Origin of the sequence: Dietzia sp. Alg238-R159, from assembly GCF_900537145.1 — a bacterium.
Taxonomy (GTDB): Bacteria; Actinomycetota; Actinomycetes; order Mycobacteriales; family Mycobacteriaceae; genus Dietzia; species Dietzia kunjamensis.
On record NZ_UNRI01000003.1, the window covers coordinates 306,825 to 326,174 of the forward strand.

14 protein-coding genes are annotated in these 19,350 nt (G+C 72.2%); 10 read left to right on the top strand and 4 right to left on the bottom strand.

Features of this window, described 5'->3' with window-relative positions:
* Nucleotides 1-187: 187 nt before the first annotated feature.
* From gdhA to G6R20_RS09920, 8 genes are all read left to right on the top strand, one after another.
* Nucleotides 188-1,534: an NADP-specific glutamate dehydrogenase gene (gdhA, locus tag G6R20_RS09885; protein WP_069388614.1), complete on the top strand. Its 1,347-nt coding sequence runs from the start codon at nucleotides 188-190 to the stop codon at nucleotides 1,532-1,534.
* Between the two features lie 345 nt (nucleotides 1,535-1,879).
* Nucleotides 1,880-3,733, top strand: coding sequence for a molecular chaperone DnaK (gene dnaK / locus G6R20_RS09890; RefSeq protein ID WP_069388613.1), 1,854 nt, complete (start codon nucleotides 1,880-1,882; stop codon nucleotides 3,731-3,733).
* The gene (grpE, locus tag G6R20_RS09895; protein ID WP_163376288.1) at nucleotides 3,730-4,347 is read left to right on the top strand and encodes a nucleotide exchange factor GrpE; all 618 of its coding nucleotides are present in this window, start codon (nucleotides 3,730-3,732) and stop codon (nucleotides 4,345-4,347) included. Before dnaK ends, grpE begins: the two co-directional genes overlap by 4 nt.
* Nucleotides 4,348-4,452: 105 nt before the next feature.
* Nucleotides 4,453-5,634 (top strand): molecular chaperone DnaJ, encoded by a 1,182-nt coding sequence (gene dnaJ, locus G6R20_RS09900; RefSeq protein WP_120286435.1) that lies wholly within the window; start codon nucleotides 4,453-4,455, stop codon nucleotides 5,632-5,634.
* Nucleotides 5,631-6,071, top strand: a complete 441-nt coding sequence (locus tag G6R20_RS09905) for a MerR family transcriptional regulator (protein WP_163376289.1) — start codon at nucleotides 5,631-5,633, stop codon at nucleotides 6,069-6,071. Before dnaJ ends, G6R20_RS09905 begins: the two co-directional genes overlap by 4 nt.
* 51 nt (nucleotides 6,072-6,122) lie before the next feature.
* Nucleotides 6,123-8,771, top strand: a complete 2,649-nt coding sequence (locus tag G6R20_RS09910) for an AMP-binding protein (protein ID WP_163376290.1) — start codon at nucleotides 6,123-6,125, stop codon at nucleotides 8,769-8,771.
* A gap of 63 nt (nucleotides 8,772-8,834) precedes the next feature.
* Nucleotides 8,835-9,689 carry a carbon-nitrogen hydrolase family protein gene (locus G6R20_RS09915; RefSeq protein WP_163376291.1) on the top strand — a complete coding sequence of 285 codons (855 nt, stop codon included), beginning with the start codon at nucleotides 8,835-8,837 and terminating at the stop codon, nucleotides 9,687-9,689.
* Entirely contained in the window at nucleotides 9,686-10,774 is a 1,089-nt protein-coding gene (locus G6R20_RS09920; RefSeq protein ID WP_205475811.1) for a hypothetical protein, read from the top strand. The genes G6R20_RS09915 and G6R20_RS09920 overlap by 4 nt, the downstream gene beginning before the upstream one ends.
* A 174-nt stretch (nucleotides 10,775-10,948) precedes the next feature.
* Here G6R20_RS09920 and G6R20_RS09925 read toward each other — a convergent pair whose 3' ends face one another.
* Together G6R20_RS09925 and G6R20_RS09930 are read right to left on the bottom strand one after the other, a co-directional pair.
* Complete coding sequence (locus G6R20_RS09925) at nucleotides 10,949-12,253, bottom strand: FAD-binding oxidoreductase (RefSeq protein WP_163376292.1); 1,305 nt, start codon at nucleotides 12,251-12,253, stop codon at nucleotides 10,949-10,951.
* 160 nt (nucleotides 12,254-12,413) lie between these two features.
* Nucleotides 12,414-13,109: a hypothetical protein gene (locus G6R20_RS09930; protein WP_163376293.1), complete on the bottom strand. Its 696-nt coding sequence runs from the start codon at nucleotides 13,107-13,109 to the stop codon at nucleotides 12,414-12,416.
* A gap of 132 nt (nucleotides 13,110-13,241) precedes the next feature.
* Here G6R20_RS09930 and G6R20_RS09935 point away from each other — a divergent pair, with 132 nt between their 5' ends.
* A complete protein-coding gene (locus G6R20_RS09935) occupies nucleotides 13,242-14,294 on the top strand; it encodes a DUF368 domain-containing protein (RefSeq protein ID WP_163376294.1) in 1,053 nt (350 codons plus the stop codon).
* A 52-nt stretch (nucleotides 14,295-14,346) separates the two neighbouring features.
* Here G6R20_RS09935 and G6R20_RS09940 read toward each other — a convergent pair whose 3' ends face one another.
* Complete coding sequence (locus tag G6R20_RS09940) at nucleotides 14,347-15,330, bottom strand: SRPBCC family protein (protein ID WP_163376295.1); 984 nt, start codon at nucleotides 15,328-15,330, stop codon at nucleotides 14,347-14,349.
* A 39-nt stretch (nucleotides 15,331-15,369) separates the two neighbouring features.
* On the bottom strand, nucleotides 15,370-15,732 hold the full coding sequence (locus tag G6R20_RS09945; RefSeq protein WP_163376296.1) for a metalloregulator ArsR/SmtB family transcription factor: 363 nt from the start codon (nucleotides 15,730-15,732) through the stop codon (nucleotides 15,370-15,372).
* Nucleotides 15,733-15,898: 166 nt separating this feature from the next.
* On the opposite strand from G6R20_RS09945, the gene G6R20_RS09950 reads away from it, so the two are divergent.
* Complete coding sequence (locus G6R20_RS09950; RefSeq protein WP_163376297.1) at nucleotides 15,899-19,312, top strand: DEAD/DEAH box helicase; 3,414 nt, start codon at nucleotides 15,899-15,901, stop codon at nucleotides 19,310-19,312.
* Nucleotides 19,313-19,350: the final 38 nt, after the last annotated feature.

Genomic DNA, 19,350 nt, shown 5'->3' on the forward strand with positions numbered 1-19,350 from the left:
TCGGGTTGTCGCGGCTCAGATTACGGAGATGTGATTAGTGAGTCCAGTGTGACACGTGTGATTAATGGGATTCGATTGTCGATTGATGTGACGACGCTGAGTCGGAGAATCGCGGGCCCTGCCGCTAGGCTGCCTCTTCGGCAACGACGTACGCGTCATCACCGAAGACTTATTACCCGGAGGTCCCATGTCCGACGCTGACGCCGCACTTCACGACGCCCTTGACACCGTGGTGCGACGCAATCCCGGACAGCACCTCTTCCGGCAGGCTGTGCACGAGGTGCTGGAGTCGCTCGCACCCGTGGTCAAGCAGCACCCGGAATATGTCGAGGGCGGGATCCTCAAGCGGATCATCGAGCCCGAGCGCGTGGTGTCCTTCCGGGTGCCGTGGGTCGACGACGCCGGCGCGGTCCAGGTCAACCGGGGCTTCCGTGTGCAGTTCAGCTCCGATCTCGGCCCGTATAAGGGCGGATTGCGCTTCCACAAGTCCGTGGACGAGGACACGTTGAAGTTCCTCGGGTTCGAGCAGGTCTTCAAGAACGCCCTCACCGGTCTCGGCCTGGGCGGCGGCAAGGGCGGTTCGGACTTCGACCCGCACGGCCGCAGCGACGCGGAGGTGATGCGCTTCTGCCAGTCCTTCATGTCCGAGCTCGCGCACCACATCGGTGCCGACCTCGACGTCCCGGCCGGTGACATCGGCGTGGGCGGGCGCGAGATCGGGTACCTGTACGGCCAGTACCGGAAGGTGACCGGCCGCAACGAGGCGGGCGTCATCACGGGCAAAGGCGTCGGCTACGGCGGCTCGTGGGCGCGCACCGAGGCGACCGGCTACGGGCTCGTCTACTTCGTCCGCGAGATGCTCCGCGACACCGAGTACAGCCTCGAGGGCTCCCGGGTGGTCGTCTCCGGCTCCGGCAACGTCGCGATCTACGCGGCCAAGAAGGCGGCCCAGCTCGGCGCGACCGTCGTGGCCTGCTCGGACAGTCAGGGCTACGTCCACGACGAGGACGGTCTCGACCTGGACCTGCTCCTGGACGTCAAGGAGGTCCGCCGCGAACGGCTGTCGGCCTACGCCCGGGAGCGGGGCAACTGCACCTACCTGGAGACCGGTTCCGTGTGGGACGTGGAGTGCGACATCGCGCTGCCCTGTGCCACCCAGAACGAGCTCGACGCCGAGGAGGCGCGCACGCTCGCCAAGAACGGGTGCCGCGTGATCGCCGAGGGCGCCAACATGCCGTGCACGGAGCAGGCGGTGGAGGTCATCCACCGGGCCGGCATCCTCTTCGGGCCCGCCAAGGCCGCCAACGCCGGCGGCGTGGCCACCAGCGGTCTCGAGATGCGGCAGAACGCCGGTCGGCTGCTGTGGGACTTCGAGCGGGTGGACTCCGAGCTCGACCGCATCATGACCTCCATCCACGCCACCGCGGCGGCGACCGCCGAGGAGTACGGCGCCCCGGGTGACCTGGTGGCCGGGGCGAACATCGCCGCGTTCCGCAAGGTCGCCGACGCCATGCTCGCGCAGGGTGTCATCTGATCTGATCCGGGTGACGGCGGACCTCGTCGTCGTCGTACCTCCTTCTCCTTCCCGCACCTTCCCCTTCCCATACGAAGAGCGCTCCGAGCCGCACCGCCGAGAGGCGGCGGCCGGGGCGCTCTTCCCGTTGTTGAGCCCGGCGGGCTCAATCAATGGTGTGAGTTGCGCCACCGCCGGAATGGATTCGACAGAGTGGGGGTTATACGGGGCGACAAACCTCAGCGGGCCAGGCTCAACTCGGGTTGACGCGGCAGGCCACCGGCAGGCAGGGTGGAGCCATCGATCCGAGCCTTGAGCCGGGTCCGCTTAGAGAGAACCCGTACACGTCAGTAGAAGGAGAACATCATGGGACGTGCAGTAGGCATCGACCTCGGCACCACCAACTCGGCCGTCGCGGTCCTCGAGGGCGGCGACGCCACGGTCATCGCCAACGCCGAGGGCGCGCGCACGACCCCGTCGGTCGTCGCGTTCGCCAAGAACGGCGAGGTCCTCGTCGGTCAGCCGGCGAAGAACCAGGCGGTCACCAACGTCGACCGCACCATCCGCTCGGTCAAGCGCCACATCGGCACGGACTGGAAGTCGGACTCGATCGACGGCAAGACCTACACCCCGCAGGAGATCAGCGCCCGCACGCTGCAGAAGCTCAAGCGCGACGCCGAGTCCTACCTCGGTGAGGACGTCACCGACGCCGTCATCACCGTTCCGGCCTACTTCAATGACGCCCAGCGTCAGGCCACCAAGGACGCCGGTCAGATCGCGGGCCTCAACGTCCTGCGCATCGTCAACGAGCCCACCGCGGCAGCCCTGGCCTACGGCCTCGACAAGGGCGACAAGGAGCAGACCATCCTGGTCTTCGACCTCGGTGGCGGCACCTTCGACGTCTCCCTGCTCGACATCGGCGACGGCGTCGTGGAGGTCCGTGCGACCTCCGGCGACAACCACCTCGGTGGCGACGACTGGGACCAGCGGATCGTCAACTGGCTCGTCGACAAGTTCAAGGCGCAGAACGGCATCGACCTGACCAAGGACAAGATGGCCCTGCAGCGCCTGCGCGAGGCGGCCGAGAAGGCCAAGATCGAGCTGTCCAGCGGGCAGTCCACCTCGATCAACCTCCCGTACATCACCGTCGACGCGGACAAGAACCCGCTCTTCCTGGACGAGACGCTCTCGCGCGCCGAGTTCCAGAAGATCACGCAGGACCTGCTCGATCGCTGCCGCAACCCGTTCCAGGCCGTGATCAAGGACGCCGGCATCTCGGTCGGCTCCATCGACCACGTCGTGCTGGTCGGCGGTTCGACCCGTATGCCCGCCGTGACCGACCTGGTCAAGGAGCTCACCGGCGGCAAGGAGCCCAACAAGGGCGTCAACCCGGACGAGGTCGTGGCCGTGGGTGCCGCGCTGCAGGCCGGCGTGCTCCGCGGTGAGGTCAAGGACGTCCTGCTGCTCGACGTGACCCCGCTGTCGCTGGGCATCGAGACCAAGGGTGGCGTGATGACCAAGCTCATCGAGCGCAACACCACGATCCCGACCAAGCGTTCGGAGACCTTCACGACCGCCGACGACAACCAGCCGTCCGTGCAGATCCAGGTCTTCCAGGGCGAGCGCGAGATGGCGGCGCAGAACAAGCTGCTCGGTTCGTTCGAGCTCGCCGGTATCGCCCCCGCGCCGCGTGGCGTGCCGCAGATCGAGGTCACCTTTGACATCGACGCCAACGGCATCGTCCACGTCACCGCCAAGGACAAGGGCACCGGCAAGGAGAACACGATCATCATCCAGGACGGCTCCGGCCTGTCCAAGGAGGAGATCGACCAGATGATCAAGGACGCCGAGGAGCACGCCGCCGAGGACCACAAGCGTCGCGAGGAGGCGGACGCCCGCAACCAGGCCGAGTCCACGATCTACCAGACGGAGAAGTTCGTCTCGGAGAACGAGGACAAGATCCCGGCCGACAAGAAGGAGTCGCTCCAGGCCGCGATCGCCGACGCCAAGACCGCCCTCGAGGGCTCGGACGTCGACGCCATCAAGTCCGCGGTCGAGAAGGTCAACACCGAGGCGCAGGCCGTCGGCCAGGCCATCTACGAGGCCTCCGCGGCCGAGGGTGCCGAGGCCGGCGACGCGTCGGGTGCGGGCTCGGCCGACGATGATGTCGTGGACGCCGAGGTGGTCGACGAGGACGAGTCGAAGGGTGAGTCCAAGTGACCCGCCCCGAGCAGACCGACGCCTCCGAGAAGGCGGCGTGGGCCGGCGCTGACGACGAGGCCGAGCAGGCCGCCGAGGCGGTCGAGGCCGAGATCGTCGACGACGCCCCGCCGTCGACCGACAGCGACGCCGACGGCACCGCAGCCGATGCCGCTGACGCGGGGGGCGCCCCGACCGGGGACGTTCCCGCGGACGATCCGGCCGCCGCGCTGCAGGCGCAGCTCGACGAGCGGACCGCGGACCTGCAGCGGGTGTCGGCGGAGTTCGCCAACTACCGGCGCCGCGTCGAACGTGACCGCCAATCGATCATCGACACCGCCAAGGGCTCGGTCCTCACCGAGCTGCTGGGTATCGTCGACGACCTCGACCGGGCCGAGGCGCACGGCGACCTCGCCGAGGGGCCGCTCAAGGTCTTCGCCGACAAGGTCCGCGCGCTACTGGCATCCCAGGGTGTCGAGTCCTTCGGAAACGAGGGCGATCCGTTCGACCCGGCCCTCCACGAGGCCGTGCAGGACGAGTCCGAGGGATCCGATCCCGTGCTGGGCACGATCCTGCGCAAGGGCTACCGCCACGGTGAGCGGACCCTGCGGACGGCGATGGTGATCGTCCGCTGAGCCACCCGGCTCACCACCCCGGACGTGCCGGGGAACTGAGAGAATTCGTAGACCCGAACACTGCAATAAGAAGACGAACTGCAACAAGAAGAAGGGAGGCGTCTGGTGAGTCAGCGCGAATGGGTCGAGAAGGACTACTACGCCGAACTGGGCGTCTCCAAGTCCGCCACCCAGGACGAGATCCGCAAGGCCTACCGCAAGCTCGCGCGGGAGAACCACCCGGACTCCAACCCGGGCAACGCGGCCGCGGAGGACAAGTTCAAGCGGATCAGCGAGGCCAACGACGTCATCGGCGATCCCGCCCGGCGCAAGGAGTACGACGCCTTCCGCGACCAGGTCACCTCCGGCGGGTTCAGCGGCTTCGCCCCGGGTGGCGGGGGCCGGTACACCGCCTCCGGCGGTGACTTCGACATCAACGACCTCTTCGGTGGCGGCGGGCCCGCCGGCGGTGCCGGGGGATTCTCCGACCTGTTCGGCGGCCTGTTCAACCAGGCCCGCCCGGGTGGCGGCGGGGCCGGCCGCGGCCGGGCACAGCGCCCGCGGGGCGGCCAGGACGTCGAGACCGCCCTGACCCTGTCCTTCCGTGAGGCCGCCCTCGGCGAGACGGTCCAGATCAAACTCTCCTCCGCCTCGCCGTGTCTGATCTGCCACGGCAGTGGCGCGAAGCCGGGGACCAGCCCCAAGGTGTGCGGCACCTGCCACGGTGCCGGCGTCACCCAGCGCACCCAGGGGGCCTTCGGCTTCGCCGAGCCCTGCACCGACTGCGGCGGCACCGGGTCCAAGATCGACGACCCGTGCACCGAGTGCGCGGGCAGCGGCGTCACGGACCGCACCCGCACCATCAACGTCAAGGTCCCGGCCGGCGTCTCCGACGGCCAGCGCATCCGGCTCTCCGGCCAGGGCGAGGCCGGTTTCCGCGGCGCGCCGTCGGGCGACCTGTACGTGACGGTCACCGTCCAGAAGGACCAGGTGTTCGACCGCGACGGGGCCGACCTGCTCGTCGACCTGCCGGTGTCCTACCCGGAGTTGGTCCGCGGCGCCCAGGTGTCGGTACCCACGCTCACCGGGCGGGTGACCGTCAAGATCCCCGCCGGCTCCCGCGACGGACAGATCCTTCGGGTGCGCGGCCGGGGTATCGCACGCAAGTCCGGAACCGGTGACCTCAAGGTCACTCTCCGGGTGGCCACGCCCCCCGCCGGGATGGCCGAAGCCGAGCTCGCCGCCTATGACGACGCGTTGCGCGCCGCCGGCTTCGATCCGCGGTCGGGCTGGGCCGGGTCGGCATGAGCCGCCGGCGGGACGTCGGGGAGCTGGGGCCCGACGACAGCGTCCTGGTGATTTCGGTGGCCGCCGAACTGTCCGGGCTGCACGCCCAGACCCTGCGAACCTACGACCGCCTCGGGATCGTCACCCCCGAGCGCACCAGCGGCGGTGGGCGACGCTACTCGCTGCGGGACGTGGCACTGCTCCGCGAGGTCCAGCGCCTCAGCCAGGAGGAGGGCGTCAACCTCGCCGGCATCAAGCGGATCATTGAGCTGACCAATCAGGTCGACGCCCTGCGCAGCCGCGTGTCAGAACTGGTCGAGGAGGTCGCCGAACTTCGTCGCCGTTCCGGGTCCTCCGGCCGGGCGGGCGGTGAACTCGTCCACGTGCCCCGCTCGACGTCGGTGGTCGTGTGGCGGCCCCGTCACCAGCGGGAGACGGGCCGCCGCGACGGTGGATGACCGGATCCGCCCGACTTTCATAGCGAAGCCTCACCTAATATAGTTCGGCGCGTGACCGTCGCACGTACGCATCAGGGGCAGGCTCCGCCCGGCCTGTTCGACGAGTCCGCCGGGCGCGGCACCGCGGTCGCCGTGGTGACCGACGAGGCGGAGTACACCTACTCCGCGCTCTCCCGGATGAGCGCCGAGCGCGCCGCCGAGTACCCGCCCGTGACGACCGGTCGTCACCTGATCGGCCTGGTGGCAACGAACACCATCGAGTTCCTCGTGGACTATCTCGCCGCCCACTCCGCCGGCCACGTCGTGCTCCTCCTGCCGCCGGACGGCGCGGCCACCGACAACCTCCTCGCGGCGTGGCACCCCGACGTTGTCGCGGGGGACGGCCGACCCCTCCCGGCCGGGGTGCGCACGGCGCCGCCGCGGCACGACCTGCATCCCGACCTCGCACTGCTCGTGAGCACCTCCGGGTCCACGGGCGCACCCAAGCTCGTCCGGCAGTCCCGGCGGGCGGTGCTGGCCAACGCGCGGTCGATCGTGGACTACCTGGGCATCGTGCCGGGGGACCGGGCGATCACCACCCTGCCGCCGCACTACTGCTACGGCCTGTCCGTCCTGCACAGTCACCTGCTGGCCGGCGCGTCCGTGGTGCTCAACTCCGACTCCGTCTCCGCACCGGCGTTCTGGGACCGGGCGGAGGCCGGGCAGGTGACGACGTTCGCCGCCGTCCCGCACACGGTCGAACTCCTCGAGCGCGTCGGTCTCGACCGGCTGGACCGCCTCACCCGCCTGCGCTACCTCACCCAGGCGGGCGGGCGCCTCGCGCCGGAGGCGGTGCGTCGCCTGGCCGCGCACCTGGAAGCACGCGGGGCAGAACTGGTCGTGATGTACGGCCAGACCGAGGCGACCGCGCGTATGGCGTACCTCCCCCCTCACCTCGCGCGGACCCGTGCGGGGGCCATCGGGATCGCGATCCCCGGCGGCTCCTTCCGCGTCGACCGTCCGCGGGGAACCGATCCGCACGCCCCCGGTGAGCTGGTGTACCGCGGCCCCAACGTGATGATGGGGTACGCCCGCACCTCGGCCGACCTCGCCCGCGGGCCCGAGCTCGACGAGCTGCGGACCGGGGACCTCGCCCGCATCGCCGACGACGGCCTCGTGGAGATCGTCGGGCGGATGGGGCGCGAGACCAAGATCTTCGGGCACCGGATCGACCTGGGTCGGGTGGAATCGACCCTGGCGGACGGCGGGTTCGACGCCTGGTGCGTCGGGGAGCCCGACCGGTTGGTCGTGGTCACCCGCGAGCGCTCGCAGGCCCTCGCCACCGCCGCCGCGACGGCCTCGGGACTGCCCACCTCGGCGGTCGAGCAGGTCGTCGTCGTCGACCCTCCCCGCACTCCCGCCGGCAAGGTCGACCAGGCCGCACTCCGTGCACTCGTCGCCGACCGCGCGCGGACGGGCGCCGGGGCGGACGCCGACGCGCCCAGTACGCTCGTGGCCCATGCGCTCGGCCTGGACTCCTGCCCGCCGGACGCCACGTTCGTCGACCTCGGCGGGGACTCCCTGACCTACGTGGTGCTCTCGACCCGGCTCGAGGAGCGGGTGCCCGGCCTACCCCGCGACTGGCACCTGCGCCCACTGGGGGAGCTCGACACCCGCGCTGCCGGACCGCGTCCCCCGGCGGCCTCCCGCTGGACCCCCTGGCGGGCGTGGGCCCGCGTCGACACCTCGGTGGTGCTGCGCGCCCTGTTCATCCTCACGATCGTGGGCGGGCACACCCGGGCGTTCGCGGTCTACGGCGGCGCCCACGTCCTGGTGGCTCTGACCGGCTACTCCCTGGCCCGCTTCCGGCTGCACTCCGCCAGCGCCCGCGAGCGGGCCCGGGGCGTGCTCACGACGGTCGGGAGGATCGCGGTCCCCGCCGTGGTGTGGCTGCTGCTCGTTACCCCCCTGACCAGTCGCTACCACTGGTACTCGCCGCTGCTGGCCACCCACTTCCTGGGTCCCCGCTCCTGGTCCGACGACCGCTGGTGGAATCCGTGGCAGATGTGGTTCGTCGAGGCGACGGTCTACCTGTTGCTCGGCGTGGCCGCGCTCATGGCCGTCCCCGCGGTCAGCAGGCTCGACCGGCGGTGGCCGTACGCGCTGCCGGCCACGCTGGTCGGGCTCGGATTGCTCGTGCGCTACGCCGTCATCGACCTCGGCGGCGGGCCCCTCGTGTGGTACTCGGCGCCGGCGGTGCTGTGGCTGTTCGCGCTCGGCTGGGCCGTGGCGCGGGCCGAACCCGGGGGGGCCGGACCGGGCGGGCCGGGCGGACCGGGAGGGCACCGCGCAGCGCTCACCGCGATGTGGGCGCGGCTCGCCTGCTCCGCGGTAGCGCTCGTGTGCGTGCCGGGCTGGTTCGGCGATCCCGGGCGGGAGGTGGTGATCGTGGCCGGGATCCTCGCCCTGATCTGGATCCCCGTCGTCCGGCTGCCCCGGCCGGTGGTCCGGGTGGTGACCCCCCTCGCGGCGGCCTCACTCTTCATCTACCTCACCCACTTCCTCGTCTATCCGCCGATCCGGGACGCGGGCCACCCGTGGCTCTCGTGGGCCGCCTCGCTCGCGGTGGGGGTGTGCGTGTGGTGGCTGTGGGAGCGCGGTGCCGGGATCGCGCGGCAGGTCGCCGCCCGGGGCGGGGACGCCGACCCCGCACGCGGGTAGCGTCGGGGGGAGACGCCCCAGCCGGCTGAGACGACAGCCCGCCGCCGACGAGGAGGACGACCCGTGCGCATCGCCGCCGCCCAGATCCTGACCGGACGCGACCCGCAGGACAACCTTCGGCTGGTCCGCGAGTCGGTCGCCGAGGCCGCCGCGCAGGGGGCCCGGATCGTGGTGTTCCCCGAGGCCACCATGCGGGCGTTCGGTGCGGGCCGGCTGGACGAGATCGCCGAACCCCTTGACGGCCCGTGGGCGACCTCGGTGGCTGAATCGGCTCGTGAGTACGGTGTCCTCGTCGTCGTCGGCATGTTCACGCCCGGGCAGGGCGGCCGCGTCCGCAACACCCTCCTGGTCACCGGCCCGGCCGGCGACGCCGGCGGCGGGCCGGACCGCGACCTCCACCTGGGCTACGACAAGATCCACCTGTTCGACGCGTTCGGGTTCGCCGAGTCCGACACCGTCGAGCCGGGCGACGCCACGCACGTGGTGACGGTCGACGGCGTGGGCGTGGGTCTGAGCGTCTGCTATGACATCCGCTTCCCGGGCCAGTACACGGCGCTCGCCACCGCCGGCGCCCGGATCACCCTGTGCAGCGCATCGTGGGGTGCGGGCGAGGGGAAGGTCGACCAGTGGCGGCTGCTCGCCCGCGCCCGCGCGCTCGACTCGACCACGTTCCTGTTCGCCGTCGGGCAGGCCGACCCGGAGGTGGAGGGCGTGGAGGTCAAGCCCGGCGCCCCCACCGGCGTCGGTCACTCGCTGCTCGTCGGCCCGGACGGGACCGTGCGCGCCGAGGCCGGCGCCGGATCGGAGCTACTGGTGGTGGATGTCGACGACGACGAGGCCACCGGTATCCGGAAGGTGATCCCGGTGCTCGCCAACGGACGGGTCACGGAGCCCTCCGGCGGGCAGGTCCCGCGGTGACCGGGCCGGACGGCCCGGACCGGGGCGGCCGACCCGCTGATCCGGATCACCCGGGCGACGACGCCGTCACCGAGCCGAATCCGGCGGTCGAGCCGGGTGCCGACCCGCCGACGCAGCAACTCCCGCCCACCGACCCTCCGACCGAGCACCTCCCGCCGGTCGGCTCGGGGGAGGGCAGCACGGCGTGGTCGCAGTACCCGGCGGACGGCGGAGCCGCGGCCGCCGGGGCCGGGGCCTCCGGGGCCGGTCCCGGCACGTCCGGCTATCCGACCGCCGCGGGCGTCCCCGACCCCGGCCACGCCGCCGGGGACGTGCCGCCTCCTGGGGACGTCCCGACCCCGGACGACGGCGACGCCTGGGACGACGGTGGCGGTGACGGCGGGTCCACGCCGTGGATGATCGCCGCCATCCTGCTCGCGGTCGCATTGGTGGCGGCGCTGGTGGTGTGGCTGGTCTCCGCGACCGGCGGCGACGAGGACCCGGTCGCCACCCCCACCACGACGACGCAGACCACCACCTCGCAGAGCACGCGGACCACGCCGCCGACGACGCAGCCCACGACGACCGGCCCGCCGAGTCCGGCCGAACGCTGTAGCCCGGGTTTCGTGGCCGATGAGCTGGGCAGCGGCACGACCGTGCGGGAATGCGACGAGCGGTTCCTGCTGGTCACCCGCGACGACGGGGAGATCGAGCTGCTCTCGTGGCGCGACGACGACTGGGAGTTCCTGGCCGAGCCCACCTCGGACGTGTGCCGCGAGCAACTCGAGCAGCTGGGCGTCCCCGACCGGTTCCGCCGCGTGTTCCAGCCGTGCGAGACGACCAGCACCCGCACCAGCAGCAACACCTCGCAGACCAGCCCGACGAGTCCCACCACCACGACGGGCACCTCCACCACTCCGCAGACCAGCGTCGCGACCCCGACCCCGCCGGCGGGCGACCCCCAGGCGGCCGGCGACGGCGAGGGAGAGGGCGAGGGCGCCGCCGCCGGCGTCGGCGGGGACGGCGCTACCGCTGATGGCGGCACGGCGGCAGACGACACGGAGACGGACGATACAGAGACCGAGGCGGACGAGACCGAGGCCTGAACCGTCGTCATCGTGGAGTCGCTGACTTACGCGTCGTCTTTGGTCCACAGAGGCAGCACAGCCTCGGGAAAAGCGTGCATTCCGCGTGCGCAATTCGATGAGGCCGTGCCGGCGGCGGCGGTGTGCTGCCTCTCTGCGCGCGGGGACTCGTCTCGACGTGGGTGGCCGCGCCGCTCAGGGGCGGTCGAAGCTGATGTTCTCCCGCGGGGTGCCCGCCGCGACGAGACCGCGGACCGTCGCGCGCAGCATCTCGGGTGAGCCCGAGACGATGACCTGCCGGTCGGCCCACGACCCCCACTGCGTGACCGCCCGGACCAGGGTCCCGGTCTGCCGACGGTGCAGGGTGCGGGGCAGGTCCTGCCGGGGGCCGGCCCACCAGGGATCCTCGTCCTCCTCGGCGACGGGCTGGATCGTCAACCACGGGGCGGTGGCGGCGAGGTCGACCAACGTCGGCAGGTCGTAGAGATCGCCGGGAAAGCGGGCCCCGTAGAACAGGTGGACGCGCGGGTTGTCGGCGTAGCGCATCATGTCCAGCAGCAGGCACCGCAGGGGCGCGATCCCGGTGCCGCCGGCGATCATGAGCACGTCCCGGGTCGGCTCGGACCGGTCGACCTCGAGCATCCCCAGCGGGCGGGCGAGCACCCAGCGGTCACCGACGCCGACGCTGCGGACCAGTGAGCCGCTGAGCGCGCCGCCGGGCACGTCGCGGACGTGGAACTCGATCTGCCCGGCCGGGTTCGACGGGATCGACGGGCTGAGCCGCCGCCACACGCCGGGCGCGTAGGGCGTGAGCACGCTGAGGTACTGCCCCGGGTGGTAGTCGACCATCACGTCGCTGATGAGCCGCACCACCACCACGTCCCGAGTGGGGCGCAGGATCTCCACCACGGTCGCGCCGACGCGTGCGGGGCCCTCGTCGACGGCGGCGCCCTGTTGCAGGGCGGTCGAGAGCACCCGGTAGGCGGTGCCCAGGGTGGTCTCCAGCCGGTCGTCCCAGGCGCGGCCGGCGAGGTGCCGCAGGGTGTGGGCCAGCGCTTCCCCGAAGCGCCGGTGATGCCCGGGCGTCAGTTCGAGTTTGCGGTGATCGGCGCCCAGGTGGCGGGTGAACTCGACGACCTCATCGACCTTGGCGCGGTCGCCGCGCGCGTACTCGGTGGTCTCGAACGCCCACCGCATCGCCCGCGCGAAGTCCCGGAGTACCGGCGTGGCGTCGCGGGGGAACAGTTCACGGAAGTCGGGGTCGGCCGCGCGCAGCGCCCGGGCGAACAGCTCCGGGAACCGCTCGTCGACCAGGAGGTCCCTCAGGACCAGCAGCGGCGGGGTCTCCGCCTCGACGGGCACCGGCTGCTCGAGCGGCTCGGCCAACGGGGCGACAGGCGTACCGAGGAACGGGTCGAGGTCGATGTCCCCCACGAGGCGCTCCACCTCGGAGGCACGGAACGCCTCGTCACCATGGTCCGGTCCGGGGCCGTTGCTCACCGTTGCACGCCTCCCGTCTCGTCGTCGTCGCTGTCCCCACCCTATCCGCGCGCCCGGCACCCCCGCCGGGAGTGCGCGCGACCCCGGCCCGCCTTCGCGCCTGGCGCCCTCCCCGCCCGACGCTGCTCACCGCCCGACGCTGATCACCGACCGGCCCGGCTCACCGACCGAGGGTGATGTCGACGCCCGCGCGCAGTTCGCCCTCGGTGTAGGTCAGCTGGCCGCGGCCGGGCAGTTCGACCATGTAGAACGAGCCGCCGGCGGGGACGTCGGGGAACTCGAAGGTGAAGGTGCACGAGGACAGGTCGCCGCCGGAGTAGACGAGCATGGCGGTGCCGATCTGCGCGGCGCCGCTGTCGATGAGCGTGATGGTGGTGCCCTCGCCGATGTCGGACAGGGTGATGGGCAGATCGCAGCTGGTGCGGTCGCCGGAGACCGGTTCCGCGGGCGTCGAGACGACGGTGAACGTGCCGTCGACCGTGAACGATCCGGACCCCGGTGCCCGCTCGGCCGGGGGGAGGACCTGCGGGAAGGGGTCGCGCGACGGGTCGGTACCGCGGCCGGGGTCGGATCCGGGGCCGAGGAAGACCACGCCCAGGACCACGACGACGACGAGGGCCGCCACCCCGATGATCGCCGCGGCCGCCGCGGTGCCGGGAGGGCGGCCCTCCGCGGGGGCCGCGGCGGGCGGTGGGCCGTCGCCGGGGCGGCCATCGGGGGCCGGGGGCGGGTACGCGGAGCCCGGATCAGGGGCAGGAGAGCTCGGATCCGGCCCGGGGACGGGGGAGGGCAGCGGCTGCGGCGGGTCGCCGTACCGGTAGGTGCCGTCGGGCAGCGGGGGGTAGTGCATCGGCATGTCCCGACCTCCCACGCCGGCCCGGGGGCACGTCGCCGGATGACGCGCCGCTGGACTGTCGAGCCTAGTCATCCCCCCGCGCCCCGGGTGCGTCGCTTGGATCGAGGGGCGTGGTTCGGGGAAGCTGTAACGATGACTGCCGATTCGTCGAGGCCCGCTCACGACCCCCACGGCCCGGCCGGGTCCGTCCACGACCCGGTCGACGACGCCGATCTCGACCCCCGCACGCCGGTGCCGGCCCGGCCCGGACCGCTGGGGATGGCCGGCAACGTCGTCCGCGGCGCGCTCATCGGGATGGCCGAGCTCGTCCCCGGCGTCTCCGGTGGAACGGTGGCACTGGTGACCGGCGTCTATCCGCGTCTGTTGGACTCCGGGGCGCACGTCGTGGACGGCCTGCGCTCGGCCGCCCTCGGGCCGGAGCGCCGGACCCGCACCCGCGCGGCATTCCGGCACGTCGACTGGTGGCTGCTGCTGCCGCTGGCGCTGGGCATGCTCGTCATGGTCTTCACCATGGCCGGTGTGCTCAAGGGCTTCGTCGAGGGCAGTCCCGAGATCGCCCGCGGGCTGTTCCTCGGCATGGTCGCCGCCAGCATCGCCGTGCCGCTGGGGATGGCGCGCGCCACCCCGGGTGGGCGCAACTGGGTGCTGGGCCTGATCTTCGTCCTCGGTGCCGCGTTCGCGTTCGTCCTGTCCGGGCTGCCGAGCGGCTCGATCAGTGACCCCTCCTACCTGCTGGTGTTCGTCGCGGCGGCGGTGGCGATCTGCGCCCTGGTCCTGCCCGGCGTCTCGGGGTCCTACCTGTTGCTGGCGATGGGGCTCTACGCCCCGACGCTCGGCGCCGTCGACGACCGGAACTTCGCCTACCTCGGCGTGTTCGCCCTGGGCGCGCTCGTCGGGATCTCCCTGTTCGTCAAGGTCCTCGACCGCCTGCTCGAGGACTTCCGCAAGCCCACACTGGTGGCCATGGCCGGACTTATGCTGGGGTCGCTGCGCGCGCTGTGGCCGTGGCAGACCGAGGAGGCCGAGGTCCTGGCCCCCGGTGCAAACTGGCCGACGGTCCTGGCCGCCGTGGCCGCCGGCATCGTCGTGGTGCTGATCGTGCTGGCCGTCGAGCGGGTGTTCGCGGACAAGACCGCCACCACCGACCCCGACCCGCGGACCTCCGCACTCGAGGACCGCGGGTAGGCCATAGCCGGTCGGGCGGCGGGCGGCGCGGCCGTGATCTGCGCAGCCGTGGTCAGGGGCTGGTCAGCACCTCCGCCTCCAGCCGGCGGTAGCCGGCCTCCATCCCGTCAACCATGCCGGTGCCGAGGATCGTCTCGCGCAGGTCGGCGCTGTCGTAGGTGATGACGAGCGTCATGAGGGTCCCGTCCTCGACGGCCGTGAGGGTCTGCTCGTTGCGCGTCGGCGGTGCGTCGACGCCCTCCATCGTCTCGGTGAAGACCTCCCGGTGGGGTGGGTCGGTCTCCAGGAGCTGCCCGGTGAGGGCGAACGCCTCGCCCTCGACCCCGTCGTCGGGGGCCCACTCGAAGCGGGTGGTCTCGCCGGGCGCCGAGGCGACCCGGCAGCCGACCAGCGCCCAGCCGTCGGGTCCGTGGAACCACCTGTTCAGCAGCTCCGGCTCGTGGTGGGCGTCCCAGACCTGCCGGGGCGTGCCGTGCAGGATCCGGGTGACGCGCACGGTCCGCTCGTCGAGGAGCTGCGACTGCGTGCCGGTGTCGGCGGCGAAGGTGGCGTCGTCGGTGACCACGGCCTCGATCTGGCCCATCGCTTCGCGGGTCCCCTCCTCCATGCCCATCTCGATGAGCTGCTCGAGCTCGGCCAGGCTGGTGAAGTAGGTGGTGGTCTCGAGGCGGGAGCCGGTGTCCGTCTCGCCGAACGTGAACACCGCCCGCATGGTGGGCAGGTCGGTGTTGGGCCGGCCGTCGTCGTGGCTGAAGCCGTCGAGCACCTCGAACGACCGGCACTCGTCCACCGACAGGTACTCCCAGTACCCGCACGCGCGGCTGCCGTCCGGCCCGGTCATGTAGTAGTCCGAGCGGCCGCCGGGGAACACGTCGTGCCGGGTGAAGGTGGCCGGCCACGTGGGCGGTCCCCAGAACTTCTCGAGCTGGCGCGGGTCGACGTACGCGTCCCACAGTCGACGGACCGGCACCGGGAACTCCGCGGTGATGGTCAGGGTCAGCCGGTCGAGGTCTCTGTCCACTGATGTCACAGGCATGGCCTGCCTCTTTCCTCGTGTGTGTCCTGCGGTGACGGGTCAGTCCTCGGCGAGGAGGGCGTCGAGTCTGCCGACGCGTGCCCGCCAGATGTCCTCGAAGGCGTCGAGGAGGCGCTGGGCTCCCCGGATCGCCCGGAGGTCTCCCCGGATCCTGCGCTCGCGGCCGATCCGGTGGTCGGTGATCAGTCCTGCCTCCTCCAGTACGTTGACGTGCTTGCGGACGGCCGCGAACGACATGTCGTAGCGGTCCGCGAGTTCGGAGACGGTGGATTCCCCGGCCAGGGTGCGCCGGAGGATGTCCCGCCTGGTCGCGTCGGCCAGGGCCCGGAAGATCCGGTCCACCTCGTCGTCGCTGTAGTCCGGACCGCCGGGGTCCACCTCGAGTGCCCGATATGAAACCATTTGGTATCACGATAGGCCGGTGGGCGAGGCCGGTCAAGAGTCGGTTTCGAACCTCCATCCGGTTCTCGGCATCCGGTTCTCCACAGCCCGTTCCGCCTCCACAGGAGTGGGCTCACCGACTCCGGTGTCCGGGCACCTCGTCGTCGTCGTCCTCTAGCCTGGCGGCGTGCTGACATCGACCGTCCGGGTTCCCGAGTCCGACGTCGAGTCCTTCGTGGGCTCGGCGGCGCTGGGGCGCGCCCGCGGCTACGCCAACGCGACGCGGATCCGCGACGTGGCGTACGACGCCGCCACCCGTCGGCTCACCGCGAACATCAAGGGCAGCGGCGCCGCGGGGAGCGGGCGCTGGTACTCCACGGCCGTTCACCTCACCGTGCCGGCCGCGGACGGGTCCAGCCGCCCGCTGCGCAGCATGTGCTCGTGCCCCGTCGGGCTGAACTGCAAACACGCCGCCGCCCTCATGCTGTTCGTCAGCGCGCAGGCGAGCCAGGACGAGTCGATCCCCGCCTGGCGACGGCAGGCCGAGGACTCCCTGCGCGCGCTCGACACCCCGCGGTGGCAACCCGAGGCCCCGGTGGTGGGACTGCAACTCTCGGTGGTCCCGGACGAACTGGCGCCGGACGACGGCTCGGGCGGCCTGCGTCCCGGATTGGGCAACCGCCTCAAGGCCCGGATCGTCGTCCCCGGCAGTGGCGGACGGTGGAAGTCGGCCGGGGTGGAGTGGGACCGCCTCCGCTACGGCTGGGACGGCGCGCTGTCGATGGCCCAGGCCGGGTGGCTGCGCGCCGTGGACGCCCTCGCCCGCAGCCACCGGCAGGCACGCGTGTGGTTGGACCTGTGCGACGCCGAGGTCCCCGCACTGTGGCCGCTCATCGCGACCGCGGCCGAGGCGGAGATCGAGATCGTGCCCGGTGACGGCCTGCGCGAGGTCGTGCCCGGGCCACCCCGCCGAGTGGGATTGACCGCGTGGAGTCCCGACGGTTCCGAGGTGGTGCTGGTCGCCGCGGCCGAGGTGGAACCGGAACCGGACGGTACCCGGCCACTATCCGACGACGACGAGGAGGTCGACCGCCCCCTGCCCGGCGCCCTCGTGGGGGAGCACGGGGACATGGTCGCGCTGGTCAGGGGCCGGGTGCTGGAGCTCTCCCCGGTCGGGCGGCTCGACCCCGGCGTGGCCCGGCGACTGCGCGACTGGCGGGCGCTCAGCGTCCCGGACGAGGCCGTCGCGGAGTTCTGCGCCGACTTCCTGCCCGACCTCGCCGACCGGTTCCCGGTGGTCGACCGCGTCGGGCGGCTCGAACTGCCCGAGTGGGACCGCGTCGAGCTCGAACTGACGATCCGCCCCCTCGCGGGAGCGGGAGCCGGTGCACGCGGCGGCTCGGGTGCCGGGTCTGCTGCCGGGCAGGGCCTGGAGTTGGTCCTGCAGTGGCGGCGCGTCGACGTGATGCGCATGTCCGACGGCACCGAGGCCGAGCGCCGCCGCCCGCTGACCGCGGAAGACCTGGGCCAGCGGGGGCCCGTCCACGGCGACCCGGACGTCGTGGCCCTGGCGGCCGCGGTCGCGGGGGCCGGCTGGCCCTGGATCATCGCGGACGGTTCTGTCCGGATCTCCGGCCGTGACGCCGGCCTGGTGCTCACCGACGGGATCGAGCAACTCGGCGCTCTCGACGGCATCCGCGTGACGGTCCTCGACGGCGTGCCGCAGATCCGCCGTGCGAGCGAGGGGCCGCGGATCCACGTCGCCACCGAGGACGACAGGTCCGGCATCGACTGGCTGGGCCTGACGGTCTCGGTGACGGTGGAGGGCCGCCCCGTCCCGTTCGCGGAGGTGTTCCGGGCTGTGGTCACCGGCCAGGAGGAGTTCATCACCGCCGACGGTCTGCTGGTCCCCGTGGACCTCGAGCGCTTCGGGGAGCTGCGCGTACTGCTCGACGAGGCGATGGCGGCCTCCGCCGACCGCGTGGGCAGGGAGCCGGACTCCACGGGCGTGCGGATCGGCCTCGGGCAGGCGGGTCTCATCGCCGACCTCGCCGAGTTGGCCGACGACCTGGCCCCGCCCTCCGGCCGCGCCAGAGCGCTGCTCGAACTGGCCTCCGACACGCCCGCACCCGTGCCCGTCCCCGCCATGCTCGACGCCGACCTGCGGCCCTATCAGCAGCACGGGTTGGACTGGCTCGCCATGCTGTGGCGCCACCGGATCGGCGGCATCCTCGCCGACGACATGGGCCTCGGCAAGACCGTGCAGGCGCTCGCGCTCATCGCCCATGCCCACGAGACGGCCGACGGCGGGGCGACCGGGCCGAAGAGCGACGCGCCGGGCGCCGGGGCCGGCGCCGGGGCGCCCGGCCCGTTCCTGGTAGTGGCGCCGTCGTCGGTCGTCCCCAACTGGGAGGCCGAGGCCCGCCGGTTCGTGCCCTCGCTGCGCGTGGCGCGGCGGTCGGCGACCGAGGCCAAGTCCGGCACCACGGTCGCCGAGGACGCCGGTGCGCACGACATCGTGGTGACCTCGGCGACGGTCCTGCGGCTGGACGCCGAGTCCTACGCCGGCATCGAGTGGGCCGGCGTGATCCTCGACGAGGCCCAGCAGGCCAAGAACCCCACCTCCAAGCTCTTCGCCGCGCTGGCCGGGCTGCGGGCCGACTTCCTACTGGCGGTCACCGGCACACCGATGGAGAACAACCTCACCGAGCTGTGGGCGGTCGCGGCGCTGTCGTGCCGCGGTGTCCTGCCCGACGCCAAGGACTTCCGTGCCCAGTACCGCACGCCCATCGAGAAGAACGGTGACACGGCCGCGCTGGAACGGCTGCGGCGGCGTCTGCGGCCCTTCCTGCTCCGGCGGCGCAAGGAGCTCGTGGCCGGCGAACTGCCCCCGCGCACCGATGCGGTGATGGAGATCGAACTCTCGGCCACGCACCGCCGGCTCTATGAGCGGGAACTGGCGCGGCAACGCGCGTCCCTGCTGGCGCTGCTCGACGACTTCGAGGCCAACCGGATCAGCATCCTCGCCGGGCTGACCGTGCTCAGGCGTCTCTGCCTGGACGCCTCGCTGATCGACCCGGCCCACGCCGGGGTCGCCTCGGCCAAGACCGACGAGCTCATCGCCGCGCTGCGGGAGGTGGTGGCCGAGGGGCACCGCGCGCTGGTGTTCAGCCAGTTCACCACCTACCTCGACACGGTCGTGGACCGCCTGCGCGCAGAGGGGATCACGGTGGCGCACCTCGACGGCCGGACCACCGACCGGGCGGGGGCCGTGGGTGAGTTCACCGAGGGCGGCGCGCAGGTGTTCTGCCTCAGCCTCAAGGCCGGCGGCGTCGGGCTGAACCTCGTGGGCGCCGACTACGTCTTCCTGCTGGACCCGTGGTGGAACCCGGCGACCGAGGCCCAGGCCGTCGACCGCGCGCACCGCATCGGCCAGACCCGACCGGTGCTGGTGTACCGGATGGTCGCCCGGGACACGATCGAGGAACGGGTGGTCGAGCTGCAGCGGCGCAAGGCCGAGCTGTTCGCGTCCGTCCTGGACAGCGGTGAGCACTTCTCGGCCGCGCTCACCGCCGACGACCTGCGGGGGCTGCTCGACTAGAACGTGCGGGCCGGGTGTCGGGGCCAGGCCCCGAGCGT